The sequence below is a fragment of the Delftia sp. DLF01 genome (genome assembly GCF_014852125.1).
Taxonomy (GTDB): Bacteria; Pseudomonadota; Gammaproteobacteria; order Burkholderiales; family Burkholderiaceae_C; genus Comamonas; species Comamonas acidovorans.
Window position 1 is genome coordinate 1238660 of sequence record NZ_JACVAZ010000002.1, and the last position, 14252, is coordinate 1252911.

At 68.5% G+C, this 14252-nt stretch carries 16 protein-coding genes; 9 read left to right on the top strand and 7 right to left on the bottom strand.

The annotated features are described in order from the left end of the window. Positions 1 to 42 precede the first annotated feature (42 nt). The 3 genes from IB269_RS14075 to IB269_RS14085 all read left to right on the top strand — a co-directional run bounded on the left by IB269_RS14075 (position 43) and on the right by IB269_RS14085 (position 4141). On the top strand, positions 43 to 1026 hold the full coding sequence (locus IB269_RS14075) for a cyclase family protein (protein ID WP_192367413.1): 984 nt from the start codon (positions 43 to 45) through the stop codon (positions 1024 to 1026). Continuing rightward, positions 1023 to 2684: an AMP-binding protein gene (locus IB269_RS14080; RefSeq protein WP_192367414.1), complete on the top strand. Its 1662-nt coding sequence runs from the start codon at positions 1023 to 1025 to the stop codon at positions 2682 to 2684. The genes IB269_RS14075 and IB269_RS14080 overlap by 4 nt, the downstream gene beginning before the upstream one ends. A 191-nt stretch (positions 2685 to 2875) precedes the next feature. After that, on the top strand, positions 2876 to 4141 hold the full coding sequence (locus IB269_RS14085; protein WP_012202859.1) for a TIGR03118 family protein: 1266 nt from the start codon (positions 2876 to 2878) through the stop codon (positions 4139 to 4141). Between the two features lie 2 nt (positions 4142 to 4143). Here IB269_RS14085 and IB269_RS14090 read toward each other — a convergent pair whose 3' ends face one another. The 4 genes from IB269_RS14090 to IB269_RS14105 all read right to left on the bottom strand — a co-directional run bounded on the left by IB269_RS14090 (position 4144) and on the right by IB269_RS14105 (position 7313). Beyond that, the gene (locus IB269_RS14090) at positions 4144 to 4962 is read right to left on the bottom strand and encodes a hypothetical protein (RefSeq protein ID WP_012202858.1); all 819 of its coding nucleotides are present in this window, start codon (positions 4960 to 4962) and stop codon (positions 4144 to 4146) included. Further along, a complete protein-coding gene (locus IB269_RS14095) occupies positions 4955 to 6337 on the bottom strand; it encodes an aminopeptidase P N-terminal domain-containing protein (protein ID WP_097204092.1) in 1383 nt (460 codons plus the stop codon). Before IB269_RS14095 ends, IB269_RS14090 begins: the two co-directional genes overlap by 8 nt. 100 nt (positions 6338 to 6437) lie before the next feature. After that, entirely contained in the window at positions 6438 to 6968 is a 531-nt protein-coding gene (locus IB269_RS14100) for a rhodanese family protein (RefSeq protein WP_088165822.1), read from the bottom strand. Positions 6969 to 6995: 27 nt separating this feature from the next. Beyond that, the gene (locus IB269_RS14105) at positions 6996 to 7313 is read right to left on the bottom strand and encodes an ArsR/SmtB family transcription factor (RefSeq protein ID WP_192367415.1); all 318 of its coding nucleotides are present in this window, start codon (positions 7311 to 7313) and stop codon (positions 6996 to 6998) included. A gap of 85 nt (positions 7314 to 7398) precedes the next feature. Here IB269_RS14105 and IB269_RS14110 point away from each other — a divergent pair, with 85 nt between their 5' ends. Together IB269_RS14110 and IB269_RS14115 are read left to right on the top strand one after the other, a co-directional pair. Next, positions 7399 to 8295: an MBL fold metallo-hydrolase gene (locus IB269_RS14110; RefSeq protein ID WP_192367416.1), complete on the top strand. Its 897-nt coding sequence runs from the start codon at positions 7399 to 7401 to the stop codon at positions 8293 to 8295. Between the two features lie 55 nt (positions 8296 to 8350). Further along, positions 8351 to 8761: an OsmC family protein gene (locus IB269_RS14115; RefSeq protein WP_065346860.1), complete on the top strand. Its 411-nt coding sequence runs from the start codon at positions 8351 to 8353 to the stop codon at positions 8759 to 8761. Between the two features lie 82 nt (positions 8762 to 8843). Here IB269_RS14115 and IB269_RS14120 read toward each other — a convergent pair whose 3' ends face one another. Continuing rightward, the gene (locus IB269_RS14120) at positions 8844 to 9140 is read right to left on the bottom strand and encodes a hypothetical protein (protein ID WP_012202852.1); all 297 of its coding nucleotides are present in this window, start codon (positions 9138 to 9140) and stop codon (positions 8844 to 8846) included. A gap of 191 nt (positions 9141 to 9331) precedes the next feature. On the opposite strand from IB269_RS14120, the gene IB269_RS14125 reads away from it, so the two are divergent. Continuing rightward, the gene (locus IB269_RS14125; protein ID WP_192367417.1) at positions 9332 to 10273 is read left to right on the top strand and encodes a pirin family protein; all 942 of its coding nucleotides are present in this window, start codon (positions 9332 to 9334) and stop codon (positions 10271 to 10273) included. A 99-nt stretch (positions 10274 to 10372) separates the two neighbouring features. Here IB269_RS14125 and IB269_RS14130 read toward each other — a convergent pair whose 3' ends face one another. Beyond that, positions 10373 to 10753, bottom strand: coding sequence for an HPF/RaiA family ribosome-associated protein (locus tag IB269_RS14130; protein ID WP_012202850.1), 381 nt, complete (start codon positions 10751 to 10753; stop codon positions 10373 to 10375). A gap of 372 nt (positions 10754 to 11125) precedes the next feature. Between IB269_RS14130 and IB269_RS14135 the strand changes: the two genes are divergently transcribed. Continuing rightward, a complete protein-coding gene (locus tag IB269_RS14135; RefSeq protein WP_012202849.1) occupies positions 11126 to 12007 on the top strand; it encodes a gamma-glutamyl-gamma-aminobutyrate hydrolase family protein in 882 nt (293 codons plus the stop codon). On the opposite strand, the gene IB269_RS14140 is transcribed toward IB269_RS14135, so the two are convergent. After that, the gene (locus IB269_RS14140) at positions 11909 to 12928 is read right to left on the bottom strand and encodes a LysR family transcriptional regulator (RefSeq protein WP_192367418.1); all 1020 of its coding nucleotides are present in this window, start codon (positions 12926 to 12928) and stop codon (positions 11909 to 11911) included. The genes IB269_RS14135 and IB269_RS14140 overlap by 99 nt on opposite strands. A 76-nt stretch (positions 12929 to 13004) precedes the next feature. Between IB269_RS14140 and IB269_RS14145 the strand changes: the two genes are divergently transcribed. Both IB269_RS14145 and IB269_RS14150 read left to right on the top strand, forming a co-directional pair. After that, positions 13005 to 13346: a protocatechuate 4,5-dioxygenase subunit alpha gene (locus IB269_RS14145; protein WP_012202847.1), complete on the top strand. Its 342-nt coding sequence runs from the start codon at positions 13005 to 13007 to the stop codon at positions 13344 to 13346. A gap of 47 nt (positions 13347 to 13393) precedes the next feature. Then, on the top strand, positions 13394 to 14239 hold the full coding sequence (locus tag IB269_RS14150; protein WP_192367419.1) for a class III extradiol dioxygenase family protein: 846 nt from the start codon (positions 13394 to 13396) through the stop codon (positions 14237 to 14239). Positions 14240 to 14252 lie beyond the last annotated feature (13 nt).

The window sequence follows — 14252 nt, forward strand, 5'->3', positions numbered from 1 at the left end:
CCCTGCGCGCCTTGTTCGACAAACCAACGACAGGAGACAGACATGGGACATGCTCACGACCATGGACACACGCACGACGACGCCCCGCTGATGGAGGATCTGCTCAGGAACGCTCCCAGCAACTGGGGCCGCTGGGGACCCGACGACGAGGTCGGGGCGCTGAACTTCCTCACGCCCGCCGAGGTGCTGCGCGGCGTGTCCCACATTCGCTCGGGCGAGACGTTCACGCTGCAGCGGCTGATCGGCGACCCGCGCGGCGATCCGGTCTGGCCCGGTCGCACACCGGCCGAGCGCACCATGGTGTTTGACGAGTCCAGCTGGGACGGCCCCGATGCACCCCGGTTCCCCGGCGGCCTGCACTATGCCGATGACAAGCTGGACGCCTTCCTGCAGGGATCGACCCAGTACGACGCGCTGGGCCATGTCTGGTACGGCGGGAGCATCTGGAATGGCTATGACGCACGCACCACCGTCGGCGGGCTGGACAAGGCCAGCGTGGAGGCGCTGGGCGCGCGCGGCATCGTGGGGCGCGGCGTGCTGCTGGACATGGCACGCCACCGCGGCAAGGCAGCGCTGGAGCGTGCCGAGACCTTCACGCACGAAGACCTGATGGCCTGCGCCAAGGCCCAGGGGCACACCATAGAAAAGCACGACATCCTGATCGTGCGCACCAATTTCCTGTCGGGCTTCTACGAAGACCAGGCGAGCTTCTACAACGACTTCTGCGAGCCCGGCCTGACCTACTCGCCCGAACTCGTGGACTGGTTCCATGCGATGGAGATCCCCAACCTGGTCACCGACACCATCGCCAACGAAGTCACCATGGACCCCGTGCACGGCGTGGCCCTGCCGCTTCACTGCGCGCTGATGCGCAACCTGGGCGTGACGCTGACCGAGATCTGCGACCTGGAGGCCCTGGCCGACAGCTGCGCGCGCGACGGCCGCTACACCTTTCTGTACGTGGCCGCGCCGCTGAAGATCCACCGCGCCACGGGCTCGCCCGTCAATCCCGTGGTGATCAAATGAGCGCAGCCCCATCGCACGACAGGCCCTGGCTGGGCCTTTACGCGCCGGGCCAGCCGGCCGAGATGCGGCCGCAGTTCAGCAGCATGCTCGACCTGTTCGAAGCCTCGCTGGCTGCGGCACCCGGCTGCGCCATCGTGCGCTACTTCGACGGCGGGCTGAACCTGCGCGAACTCGACCAGGCCGCCAGCGCGCTGGCCCATGCGCTGCAGGCGCGGGGCTTTGCGGCCGGCGACCGGCTGGCCCTCTATACGCAGAACAATCCGGCCTTCGTCATCGGCCTGGTGGCGGCCTGGAAGCTGGGCGGTATCGCCGTGCCGGTCAATCCCATGAACCGGCAGCGCGAGCTGCACTACATCCTGCACAACGCGGGCGCCCAGGCCCTGCTGTGCCTGGACCAGCTGTACCTGGACGTGGCCCGCGAAGTGCATGCGGCCGGCGGCCTGCCGCTGGCCACCGTGGTCACCACATCGGCGCTGGACTGGCAGACGCGCGGCGATGCGCGCGTGCTCGGCGACGGTCCGCGCCTTCCCGTGGCCGATGGCACGCTGGACCTGCTTGCGCTGGTGCAGGCCGGCGGCCAGCCCGCGCCGCTGGCGCGCCGGCCCGCGGCGGGCGATACGGCCGTGATCACCTACACCTCGGGCACCACGGGCCAGCCCAAGGGCGCCATGAACACGCATGGCAACCTGGCCTTCAATGCCCAGACCTACCGCGACTGGATAGGCATCACGGCGGACGACAGCGTGCTGGGCCTGGCGCCGCTGTTCCACATCACCGGCCTGGTCGGCCATGTGGCCCTGGCCCTGCTGGTGCCCTGCCCGCTGGTGCTCAGCCACCGCTTCCATCCCGAGACCATGCTCGAATCCATGCGCGAGCACCGGCCCAGCTTCACCATCGGCGCCATCACCGCCTTCGTGGCGCTGATGAACCACCCGGGCGTCTCGCGCGAGGATTTCCGCAGCTTCAAGGCCTTGTACTCCGGCGGCGCGCCCATTGCCCCGGCCGTGATCCAGGCCTTCGAGCAGTTGTCGGGCCTGGTCATCCACAACGCCTTCGGCATGACCGAGACCTGCTCGCCCACGCACTTCGTTCCGCTGGGCGCGCGGGCGCCGGTGGACCCGGCCTCGGGTGCGCTGTCCATCGGTGTTCCGGTCTATGGCACGGTGGTACGCATCATCGACGACCAGCACCGCGAGGCCGCGCCGGGCGAGATCGGCGAGATCGTCTCGGCCGGCCCGCAGATCATGTCCGGCTACTGGAACCTGCCCGAAGCAACGGCCGACGCCATGTTCGAGGGCGGGCTGCGCACGGGCGACGTGGGCTTCATGGACGAGCGCGGCTGGTTCTACCTGGTGGACCGCAAGAAGGACATGATCAACGCCGCCGGCTACAAGGTCTGGCCGCGCGAGGTCGAGGACGTGCTCTACACCCATCCCGCCGTGCGCGAGGCCGCCGTCATCGGCGTGCCAGACGACTACCGGGGCGAGACCGTCAAGGCCGTGGTCTCGCTGAAAGCGGGCCGGCAGGCCGCGCCCGAGGAACTCATCGCCCATTGCAAGGCGCACATGGCCGCCTACAAGGTGCCGCGCATCGTCGAGCTGCGCGAGGAACTGCCCAAGACCGTGACCGGAAAGATTCTGCGCAGGCAGCTGCGCTGAGTCCTCCTGCATCGCTCTGCAGAATCAGACGGGGCCGCATTGACCCGGCAGGCGGCCTCTCTCTAGCATCGCCTGTTCATATCTGCGGCCCCCCAGGGTTCGCAGGCAGCAGCCAGAACATCCGGTGCCCCTTGGTTTCGCATGCTCAGCCAACCCATCCACCGCTTTGCCATGCCACCAGAAAATCCAACATGCTCGACCGGCGACATTTTGTTCTGAGCGCCCTCGCCTCCTCGGCGCTGACCGCCTGCGGCGGCGGCGCACCCGCCAACCGCTACCTCCAGACACCCCTGCTCGCCAGCCATGCTGGCTACGGCGCGCGCTTCACGGAACCCGACTTCGTCAACGGCTGGGGCATTGCCATCCGCCCGGCAGGCGCAGGCGGCCATTTCTGGATTGGCGGCGGTGGCACTTCCTGGCAATTCCTGGGTGACGTCTCGCGCTCGTCCGAGCCAAGCCTGCGCACACTGCGTCAGGACGGCCTTCGCAAGGTGGCCGTGCCCCAGTCGGACTCCCGCATCGACGACGGCAGCGCAGGCAAGGTCACTGGCGTGGTCTACCACGGCGCGCCCCTGGAGTCCCACCTGTTCCGAGTGCGCAGCCAGCCCGCAGGCGGGCGCCTGCTCGACGGCGCGGCGCGCTTTGTCTTCGTGACCGACAGCGGCAGCGTCAGCGCCTGGACCGAGCGCGACGCCGAGACGGGCGCCATCGTGCGCGTGGACGGCCCAGCCGTCGAGGTCTTCGATGGCACGGGCCGGGGCATGGCCTTCTTCGGCGCGGCCCTGCATACGGGCCGCTGGGACCGTCTGTGGCTGGCCGATTTCGGCGACCAGCCTCAGATCCGCACACTGGACGCGCAGTGGCAGCTCACCCCCACCCAGGGCTTCGTCAACCCCTTCGCCAGCGGCCCTGCCGGCGTTGCCAGACCTGGCGATCCCGTGCCGTTCAACATCCAGGTTGTCAACGACGGCTCAAGAGACCGCGTCTTCGTGCTCTACGCCATGAGCCAGCCCGACCCCGAGGACGCCAGCGCCTTCTTCGCGGGTGAGGAAGATGCCATGGATGCAGAGCGCGAGGCCGCAACCGGCAACCGCCCCGCGCGCGGCAAGCTGGCCGAGTTCGATCTGGACGGCCGCCTGCAGCGGATCTATTCAGACGATGGCAGGCTCAACGCGCCCTGGGGCGTGGCCATCGCACCGCCCGACTTCGGGCCGCTATCGGGCCGGTTGCTGGTGGGCAACTTCGGCGGCGCGGGCCGCATCTGCGCCTTCGACCTGGACAGCGGCAGCTACGTGGACGAGCTGCGCGATGGCCAGGATCGCCCGGTCGCCATACCCGGCCTGTGGGCGCTGCAGTTCGGCAACGGCGTGGCCCTGGGCGACAGCAACGCCCTGTACTTCGCGGCCGGCCCCAAGGATGAGACCGAAGGCTTGTTCGGCTCGCTGAGGTTTGGCTAGAGTCACACCAGCCCGTGCGAGAGCAGATAGGTGATCGCATGGGCCACCATGGCCGCCTCCAGGCCATAGCGCCAGAACAGGAAGCCGCCCACGGCACCGTGGACGATTTCGAACAGCAACAGCTGCAGCACCAGCCCGTCCGACAGGCCGCCCCAGGTACCCCAGGCCAGCGCCAGCTGCAGCAAGCCCCAGAGCAGGGCCGACAGCATCACCGACCACCAGCCCAGCATCCAGCCCGGGCGGCGGTCGGTGCGCCCGCTCAGCCGCCACAGCAGCCACATCACCAGCGTCATGCCGCCCAGGCGCATCACCAGCTCGGCCGTGATGCCCGCGTACAGGATCTTGGCGCCCAGCGGCATGGCGTAGACGGGGTCGATCAGGGTCAGGTCGTCGGGCCAGGCCAGGGCCAGGGTCACCAGCCAGGCCGCGCCGACCACGCCGCCAGCCAGCCCCGGCAGCGTGAGGTAGCGCACGGCGCGCTGGGGCGAACGCCCGGCCACCCAGGTGGTCAGCAGCGGTGCGGACAGGCCCAGCCTTGGCCCCAGCCACACCCCGACGCCCACGGGCAGGGCCAGCAGCGCGGCCATCACGCCAATGCCGGCGAGCGGCGTGGCCAGCGGCTCCACAGGCAGGCCCAGCAGGCGCATCCAGTCGGGCAGCACGAACCAGGCCATGGCCGCCACGCCGGGCAGGCCCAGCAGCCAGAGCACCGTGAAGATGCGCCAACTCAGCCGTGGCAACGCGGGCGGGACATAGGCCGATGGGGCGGGCATGAGGGTGGACACGGGGCCGGTGGTGGGCAGGCTGGCGTTGTCAGTCACGCATCAAGGCTTCTATCTCGTCGGGCTCCACGGGCACGCCGCGCGTGATCAGCTCGCAGCCCGTCTCGGTGACGATGGCATCGTCCTCGATGCGGATGCCGATGTTGTGGAACTGCTCGGGCACGCCGGCCGCAGGGCGCACGTAGATGCCCGGCTCGATGGTGGTGCACATTCCCGGGCGCAGGATGCGGCTGGGGCGGTTGGTGATGGTCTCGCCCGACAGCGGGTCCTTGCGCTCGTGCGACTGGCCCAGCTCCGAGGGCTCCACATAGCTGCCGCAGTCGTGCACGTCCATGCCCAGCCAGTGGCCCGTGCGGTGCATGTAGAACTGGAAGAAGGCGCGCTGCTCGATCACGTCCTGGGCGTTGCCATAGACCTTTTTGTCCAGCAGGCCCAGGTCCAGCATGCCCTGCGCCAGCACGGCCACGGTGGCGTCGTGCGGATCGTTGAAACGCGCACCGGCGCGCGTGGCCGCCACGGCGGCCTTCTGGCTGTCCAGCACCAGCTCGTAGAGCGCGCGCTGCGGGCCGGTGAAGCGGCCATCGGCAGGGAAGGTGCGCGTGATGTCGCTGGCGTAGCCGTCGAGCTCGCAGCCCGCATCGATCAGCACCAGCTCGCCCGCATGCACGGGCGCCTTGTCGGCCTGGTAGTGCAGCACGCAGGCGTTGGCGCCGGCCGCCACGATGGAGCCGTAGGCCACGTACTGCGAGCCCTGCTGGCGGAATTCATGCAGCAGTTCGGCGTCCAGGTGGTATTCGCGCACCTCCTGGCCTGCGCGCAGCATGCGTGCCGAGCGCTGCATGGCGCGGATATGGGCCTGGGCGCTGATGGCGGCGGCGCGGCGCATGATGTCCTGTTCATGCGCGTCCTTGACCAGGCGCATCTCGTCCAGCAGCGTGCACAGGTCGCCCTGCTCGGCCGGGCACAGCGCGCCGAAGCGCACGCGCGCGCGCACCTGGCCCAGCCAGCCTTCCACGCGCACGGCCAGGCCTTCATGCGTGGCGAACGGATACCAGAGGCGGCCCCGGTTCTCCAGCAGGCGGGGCAGGCGCGTATCGATCTCGGCGCTGGAGAACGCCTGGCTCACGCCCAGCGTGGCCACGGCGGCCTCGGGGCCCAGGCGGATGCCGTCCCAGATTTCGCGCTCCAGGTCCTTGGGCTGGCAGAACAGCACGCTGGTGCCGTCGGCGGCCAGCACCAGGCAGGCATTGGGCTCGGCAAAGCCGGTCAGGTAGTAGAAGTAGCTGTCGTGGCGGTACAGGTAGCCGGTGTCCCGGTTGCGCTGGCGCTCGGGAGCGGTGGGAATGATGGCGATGCCGCCAGCGCCCAACTGGGCGGCCAAGCGTGCGCGGCGTTGAGCGTAAACAGATGTCATACAGCTATCGTACTGCCGTCCGGGGTTCTCCACAGTCCCCTGAACAGGGGAACTTGGGGGTCGGACAGCAGGCGTCAGGCTGGATTCAGTGCAGGCGCCATCACTGCCCCAGGGCGCGCCGGTTCCAGGGCGCCTTCATCAGAACGCGCGCCAATCCGCAAAAGCCCGTGGCACCGGCCACGATCAGGCCGCAGCCCACGAAGGCCGACAGCAGGTGCCACCACGGGGACACCGTGGCGCCGAGCACGGCGCCCAGCAGCGCCAGCCCGCCCGCGCCCAGTTGCACCTGGCGCTGCAGCTCCAGCGGCTGGCGGCTGTCGCGCAGCACGGGCAGGCCTTGTGCCTTCCAGGCGTCCAGGCCGCCGTCGAGCACATGGCCGGCACAGCCGGGCGGCAAGGCTGCCGCCAGGGCCTGGGCGTTGAGGCGCGTGCGATGGCCGGAGCGGCAGTGAAACACCACGGCTGCGGGCGCGCCGGCCAGGGCTCCCGCCGCCAGGCGATCCATAGGCAAGCTGCGGGCGCCGCCTATGCGTTCGCGAGCATGTTCGTCCGGCGCGCGGATGTCGATGAGCCAAGCGCCCTGCTCCTGCATCTGGCGGGCGGCTTGGGAGGAGACGGAGGAAAGGGACATGGATCAGCTCCTTGGGAACAGAGGATTTCAGGCGCAGAAGATGCTCTTGAGCGTGGCCACCAGCTTTTGCACATCGGGATTGGCGATGCGGTAGTACAGCGTCTGCGACTCGCGGCGGTAGGCGACCAGACCCTCTTCGCGCATGCGGGCCAGGTGCTGGGACAGGGCCGACTGGCTCAGCGGGATCTCCTGCAGCAATTCGCCCACGGACAGCTCGCCATGCTCGATCAGCAGGCACAGCACCAGCAGGCGCCTCTCGTTGCCCACGGCGCGCAGCAGCGCGGCGGCACGTGCAGCGCCTTGCTGCAAAAAGGCCTGTTCGGGAGAGAGCGTCGGTTCGGTCATGGTTGATCAAGAACAATCTAATTTAGCAAATTCTAATATAATTGCCGACAGGCTGCACACGAGCCATCGAACCAGGAGTGCCTTCATGACATCACCGCTGCGCATTGCACCGTTCTTCGACGCCAACACCCACACCGTGACCTACCTGGCCTGGGACGCGGACACGGCCGAGGCCGCCGTCATCGACCCCGTGCTCGACTACGACCACGCCAGCGGCCAGGCCCACGCCGGCTCGGCCGATGCCGTGCTGGACGCCGCGCAGGCCCAGGGCCTGCGAGTGCGCTGGATCCTGGAAACCCATGCCCATGCCGATCACCTCAGCGCGGCCCCGTACCTGCGCGAGCGCACGGGCGCCCCGATTGCCGTGGGCGAGCACATCCGCGAGGTGCAGCGCATCTTCCGCCCCGTCTTCAACCTGCCCGCGTCCGGCGGCGACCAGCCCTTCGACCGGCTGCTGGCCGACGGCGACAGCCTGCCGCTGGGCGGGTTGCGCATCGAGGTGATGCACACGCCCGGCCATACGCCGGCCTGCGTGTCCTACCGCATCGCGGACGCGGTCTTCGTGGGCGATACGCTGTTCATGCCCGACTACGGCACGGCGCGCGCCGACTTCCCCGGCGGCGACGCGCGCACGCTGTTCCGCTCCATCCAGCGCCTGCTGGCCCTGCCGCCCGCAACGCGGTTGTTCATGTGCCATGACTACAAGGCGCCGGGCCGCGACCGCCATGCCTGGGAAACCACGGTGGACGCGCAACGCGCCGGCAATGTGCATGTGCACACGGGCGTGGACGAGGCCAGCTTCGTGGCCATGCGCAACCAGCGAGACGCCACGCTGTCCGCGCCCGCCCTGCTGCTGCCCGCCATCCAGGTCAACATGCACGCAGGGCATTGGCCTGCGGCCGAGGCCAATGGCGTGCACTACCTCAAAATCCCGCTGCGCATGAAGCACCGGCCCCGGGCAGCGGACGCAAAGCAGGCGTAGAGTCGTCCGTTGCCTCTCCCACCCCTCTTGCGACACCCCAGGACAAGGACCTTCCATGATCCACAGCGCCCACGCCACCAGCACGGACACCCCCTATCGCGTCACGCTCGGCGACCCCCAAGGCCACCGCTGGCATGTGGACGAGCCCGCGGACAAGGGCGGCGGCGACACGGCGCCCAACCCGCTGCAGCTGCTGCTGTCGGCCCTGGGCGCCTGCACCACGGTCACGCTGCAGATGTACGCGGCGCGCAAGCAGTGGAAGCTGGAGCAGGTGGACGTGCAACTGCGCCTGAACCCCGAAGGCACGCCCGCCAGCGGCAACCTGATCGAGCGCCAGATCACGCTGCAAGGCGCGCTGGACGACGAGCAGCGCCAGCGCCTGCTGCAGGTGGCCGAGGCCTGCCCCGTGCACAAGCTGCTGGCCGGCGAGGTGCACATCCAGACCGCGCTGCAGCTGCCGGCCTGAGCCCGGGCCGGGCCACCATGCAAAAAGCCCTGCAGCTGTCAGGCCGCAGGGCTTTTGGGAGTGGATGGGGACATGGCCGGCGTCAGGCTTGGCTGACCTCGATCTCCCCGGTATCGACATAGAGCTCGAACTCGCGCTTGGCCAGCGACACGGTGATCGGCTGCTCGTCCTGGGTCCAGGACAGCACATAGCTTCCAATGGCCGTGGCCACCTGCACACGGGTGCCACGCGGAATGTCTTCCAGGGGGCCGTCGCCTACCCGGTGCTGCACATTGCCGGTGACCGTGGCTTCGAACTTCTCGGGGAATCGCTGGACTTCCACGGCGCTCTGGACCGCCTCTTCAGCGGCTTCGGCTTGCGTCTGTACGGATGTATTCATGGCGTTTTCTCCTGTAAGAGTGAGGCCGGCGCCCGCCAAAATGGCGGGCGCCGGTCCGTTCTTCGAATGTAAACAATGTTCCTGAGAACGCGCTGTCAGCGAACAGGCCCAATCCATGCGAGCCGCGTTTGCCTGCTGCGCCGCGCTGCACGACACTGGTGGCTTCCCCCACGAAACAGGCCGATCCGACCATGTCCGACACGTCCCAACCCCAGCACCTGCCCACCCGCACCGCCGATGTGGGCGGCATTCCCATCCAGCGCGCCATTCCCCAGCGCGCCCTGCGCAAAGTCGGCGCCTGGTGCTTTCTCGACCACGCCGGTCCTGCCGACCCCGCGCCACCGGGCATGCAGGTCGGCCCGCATCCGCACATCGGCCTGCAGACCTTCACCTGGATGATCCGCGGCGAAGTGCTGCACCGCGACAGCCTGGGCCACACCCAGATCATCCGCCCCGGCCAGGTCAACCTGATGACGGCCGGCCACGGCATCGCCCATTCCGAGGAAAGCCAGACGCCCTCGCACATCCACGCCGCACAGCTGTGGATTGCGCTGCCCGAGTCGCACCGCAACGGTCCGCCACGCTTCCAGCACTACCCCGAGCTGCCCAGGACCACGGTGGGCGACTTCACGGCCACGGTGCTGGCCGGCGAAGCGCTGGGCCTGACATCGCCGGCCGAGGTGCACACGCCCCTGATGAGCGTGGACCTGCATGCGGACAGCGCAGGCAATGGCAATGCCGTCGCCACGCTGCCGCTGCGCGCCGATTTCGAGCATGCCGTGCTCAGCCTGGAAGGCAGCGTGAGCGTGAACGGCCAGCCCCTGCCGGTGGAGGAACTGCTCTACCTGCCCCTGGGCACGGCCTCGGTCGCCATCGAGACCACGCCCGGCAGCCGCCTGCTGGTCATTGGCGGCGAGCCCATGGATGAAGCCATCTTGCTGTGGTGGAACTTCGTGGCCCGCACCAGCGAAGAAATCGCCGAGGCCCGCGCGCAATGGGAAGCGGAGGCCGGTCAGGATGCGCAGGCCCTGCCCGCAGGTGCGGCGCGCCGCTTCGGGCCGCCGCTGGCATCGCCCCTGAAGCCGCTGCATGCGCCTTCGCTGGACGGCGTGGTGCTGCGCGCCTCGCGCTGAACGCGCTTGCTGCGGCGATCGACCTGCAGCCATGGCCCTGCCCAACAAAAAGGCGCCCCAATGGGCGCCTTGCCGTTTGTGTTGCGGGAATTTCGAGGGTCAGGCCGGGCTGGCCGCATCCACCTCGGTGCCGTCTTCCACGCCGCGAACGCTCTCGCGGCCGTTCTTGTCCTTGAGCTTGCCCAGGTCGGTCTCCACGGCCCGCTTCAGCTTTTCAATGGCCGCGTTGAAGGCATCCTTGACCTTTTCAGCCTCGGCGTTCACGGCGATCGGCGGGCGGCCATTGGCCCGGGTCTCCAGAACGCAGCGCTTGCCGGGAGCGCCGGAGGTCTTGAGCGCATCGACGCCGGTGAGGAAAACCTCCACGCGTACCACGTAGTCCTTGAATCTCGCCAGCTTGGCGTTGATCTCTTCCTGCGCCCATTGCGCCAAGGACTCGCCACCCTGGATCGAATCGTCGGCATGAACCTGAACTTGCATGCATATCCTCCTAGTCGCCAAAAGCCGCACCACCGGCGCGGCGGGGTTGTCGGGGCCATTGATGAACTGGCGAATCCATCGTAACGCCATGCGGGCTGCCTGCACAGCAAGTCGCACCCTGCGTCGTCAGGTTTTTCGCGCTGCAGCATCCGCAGCCCCAACCCCTGCCTACAGGCTACACCCGCGGGCGGGGCGCCTGCACGAATGGACCGAAAAAGCTTGAGATGCCTCAAGACAACTCTTGCATTCACCTACACCTATTTGCAGTGATGGCCCTGCGCCGGTCGCGGGCGTTCAACCCCTTCCTACAGGTCGCAGGCACGATTGGGCTTACAACGTGACCATCAGGACTTTCCCCTTGCCCACCACCCCATGAGCCCACTTGCCTCACGCCGCCTCAAGATCGGCCTTTCGGCCTGTTTCTCCCATGCGGACCCGCAGCGTCCGCTTTTCACGGGCAAGACGCTGCAGTACGTGGAGCAATCGATAGCGCACTGGATCATGTCGGCCGGCGCCATGGTGGTGATGGTGCCCTGCCCCACAGGCGAGACCGCGCGCGGCGACGTGACGCTGGAGCACTATGCCGAGTGGCTGGACGGCGTGGTCATGCACGGCGGCGCCGATGTCTGGCCCGGCAGCTATGGCGAGGAGCCCATGCGCCCCGAATGGCTGGGCGACCGCGTGCGCGACCTCTACGATCTGGCCGTGGTCGAGGCGTTTTCCCAGGCCGGCAAGCCCATCTTCGGCGTCTGCCGCGGTCTGCAGCTGATCAACGTGGCCTTCGGCGGAACGCTCTATCAGGACATCGAGACCCAGGTGCCCGGCTCGCAGCTGCACCGCAATCCCACCGAGTACGACCGCCACTACCACGACATCGCCATCGTGCCCGGCAGCCGGCTGGAGGCGCTGTACCCCACGCTGGACCGCGCACGCGTGAACAGCATCCACCACCAGGGCATCAAGGACGTGGCGCCCGAGTTCGATGTGGAGGCCTGGAGCCTGCCCGACCGCATTCCCGAGGCCATCTTCCGCAAGCCCGGCACGCTCAAGAGCTATATCGCGGCCACGCAGTGGCACCCCGAATTCCAGTTCCGCAACCCGGACACCAGCACGCTGGATGACAGCGTGCTGCTGCGCGACTTCCTGGCCGCCTGCTCACGCGCCCGCGTGAGCCCGGCCGTGAGCCACAGCCCCTTCCAGATCCGCAACCGCGCCGCGCGCCTGCTGCGCCGCGCCTTGCTTCGCAGGCATTGACGGCCCGGCGCCGCCAAGCGCCTGCGCCACCACCTGCTGCAACTGCCCGCGCAGCCACGCATGGGCGGGATCGGCCTGGTGGCGCGCGTGCCAGATCATGAACATGGGCAGCGGCGGGCAGTCCACGGGCACGACAAAGCTGGCCAGCGATGACAGGGCCGTGCGGCCCAGCAGCGACGGCGCCGTCGCCAGCAGCGGCGTGCCGCGCACAAAGGCGGCCAGCGCCGCAAAGCCCGGCACGCGCACGGCAAAGCGGCGCTCCAGCCCGCGCGCCTGCAGTTGCAGGTCCAGGTCCAGCGCCTGGCGGTCGGCATAGGCCACGGTGGCGTGGTCGGCCTGCAGATAGTCGGCCAGGCTGGCCGGCGGCTGTCGCACGGCGCTGTCATAGAAGACTGCGTACTCATCGCTGAACAGGCGCTTTTGCACGATGTCCGTGGCATCGGGCGGGCGCGGGCTGATGGCCAGCAGGCAGGCGTCCGAGCGCAGCAGTTCGGCATCCGGCGCGCCGCTGTCGATCACGCGCAGCACCGTCCCGGGCGCGGCTGAGCGCAGGCGCCGGGCCAGCGCGGGCAGCAGCAGTTCGCGCTGCAGGTCGTTGGCGGCAATGGTGATCTCGGCACGCCAGTGCGCGGGGTCAAAGCTGGGCCCCTGGCCGAACTGCTGCATCTGCCGCAGCAGCTCGCGCGCCGGGTCCTGCAGCTCCAGTGCATGGGCCGTGGGCGCAATGCCCCGCCCCTGCCGCACGAACAATCGGTCGCCCGTGATGGCGCGCAGCTTGTCCAGCAGATGGCTGACGGCCGACTGCGTCACGCCCAGGCGCTGCGCCGCCGCCGTGACGCTGCCCGTCTCCAGCACGGCCAGCAGCAGTTGCAGCAGCCGGCCGTCCAACTGCGATCCATCGATTCGTCTCATGCATTCCATGATTGGCCGCCGCTTTATCTTTGGCAACGCGGGCCGGACACTGCCGCTGATCCAACGCAAATACCGGAGACAAAACATGGCCGATCAGCCGCAGATTCCCGGCACCACCCTGTTCGATGGCAGGCAGGCCCGCAAAGGCTATGCGCTCAACAGCATGTGCTTTTCCTTCAACGAGCTGGCCAACCGCCAGGCCTTCCTGGCCGACGAGGAGGCCTATATGCGCAGCTACGGGCTGAACCAGGAGCAGGCCGATGCCGTGCGCGCCCGCAACGTGCTGCAGATGATCGCGGCCGGCGGCAACGCCTACTACCTGGCCAAGCTGGCCGGCATCTTTCACCTGGACATGCAGGACATAGGCGCCCAGCAGACCGGCATGACCAAGGCCGAGTTCCAGGCCCTGCTGCGCTCGCACGCCTGAGCCCCGCCGCAGACCACACGCAAGACACAGCACAGGAGACACCCACCATGGCACATCTCATCGGCGGCCTCGGCACCTCGCACATTCCCGCCATCGGCAACGCCATCCACAAGGGCCTGCAGAACGAGCCCTACTGGAAGCCCTTCTTCGACGGCTTCCCGCCCATCCGCGAATGGCTGGCCACGCAGCGCCCCGACGTGGTGGTGATGTTCTACAACGACCACGGCCTGAACTTCTTCCTCGACAAGATGCCCACCTTCGCCGTGGGCGCGGCCGAGCGCTACTGCAACGCCGACGAAGGCTGGGGCATTCCCACGCTGGCACCGCTGCGCGGCCACACGGAGCTGTCATGGCACCTGATCGAGTCCCTGGTGCGCGAGGATTTCGACGTGGTCAGCTGCCAGGAGATGCTGGTGGACCACGCCTGCACGCTGCCGCTCAAGCTGTTCTGGCCCGAGGGCGACTGCCCTGTGGCCGTCGTGCCGGTGTGCATCAACACCGTGCAGTTCCCGCTGCCCTCGGCGCGCCGCTGCTATGCGCTGGGCCAGGCCGTGGGCCGAGCCATCGCGCGCTGGAACAGCGACCAGCGCGTGGCCGTCATCGCCTCAGGAGGCCTGTCGCACCAGCTCGATGGCGAGCGCGCGGGCTTCATCAACAAGGCCTTCGACCTGCAGTTCCTTGAAAGCATGGCCACCAATCCCGAATGGGCCACGCAGTTCAGCGTGCATGAACTGGTGGAAAAGACCGGCACCCAGGGCGTGGAACTGCTGATGTGGCTGGCCATGCGCGGCGCCCTGTCCGCGGCTGCGCCCGGCGTGCGCCGCGTGCACGGCAACTACCACATACCGATCTCCAACACCGCCACGGCGCTGCTGGCGCTGGAGGCGGTCTAGTCGGAAAACACAA

Bases quoted from the DNA above. Each gene is read 5' to 3' on its own strand.
- IB269_RS14075 (WP_192367413.1), top strand. From the start codon at position 43: ATGGGACATGCTCACGACCATGGACACACGCACGACGACGCCCCGCTG.
- IB269_RS14080 (WP_192367414.1), top strand. From the start codon at position 1,023: ATGAGCGCAGCCCCATCGCACGACAGGCCCTGGCTGGGCCTTTACGCG.
- IB269_RS14085 (WP_012202859.1), top strand. From the start codon at position 2,876: ATGCTCGACCGGCGACATTTTGTTCTGAGCGCCCTCGCCTCCTCGGCG.
- IB269_RS14095 (WP_097204092.1), bottom strand. From the start codon at position 6,337: ATGACATCTGTTTACGCTCAACGCCGCGCACGCTTGGCCGCCCAGTTG.
- IB269_RS14100 (WP_088165822.1), bottom strand. From the start codon at position 6,968: ATGTCCCTTTCCTCCGTCTCCTCCCAAGCCGCCCGCCAGATGCAGGAG.
- IB269_RS14105 (WP_192367415.1), bottom strand. From the start codon at position 7,313: ATGACCGAACCGACGCTCTCTCCCGAACAGGCCTTTTTGCAGCAAGGC.
- IB269_RS14110 (WP_192367416.1), top strand. From the start codon at position 7,399: ATGACATCACCGCTGCGCATTGCACCGTTCTTCGACGCCAACACCCAC.
- IB269_RS14115 (WP_065346860.1), top strand. From the start codon at position 8,351: ATGATCCACAGCGCCCACGCCACCAGCACGGACACCCCCTATCGCGTC.
- IB269_RS14120 (WP_012202852.1), bottom strand. From the start codon at position 9,140: ATGAATACATCCGTACAGACGCAAGCCGAAGCCGCTGAAGAGGCGGTC.
- IB269_RS14125 (WP_192367417.1), top strand. From the start codon at position 9,332: ATGTCCGACACGTCCCAACCCCAGCACCTGCCCACCCGCACCGCCGAT.
- IB269_RS14130 (WP_012202850.1), bottom strand. From the start codon at position 10,753: ATGCAAGTTCAGGTTCATGCCGACGATTCGATCCAGGGTGGCGAGTCC.
- IB269_RS14135 (WP_012202849.1), top strand. From the start codon at position 11,126: ATGAGCCCACTTGCCTCACGCCGCCTCAAGATCGGCCTTTCGGCCTGT.
- IB269_RS14140 (WP_192367418.1), bottom strand. From the start codon at position 12,928: ATGGAATGCATGAGACGAATCGATGGATCGCAGTTGGACGGCCGGCTG.
- IB269_RS14145 (WP_012202847.1), top strand. From the start codon at position 13,005: ATGGCCGATCAGCCGCAGATTCCCGGCACCACCCTGTTCGATGGCAGG.
- IB269_RS14150 (WP_192367419.1), top strand. From the start codon at position 13,394: ATGGCACATCTCATCGGCGGCCTCGGCACCTCGCACATTCCCGCCATC.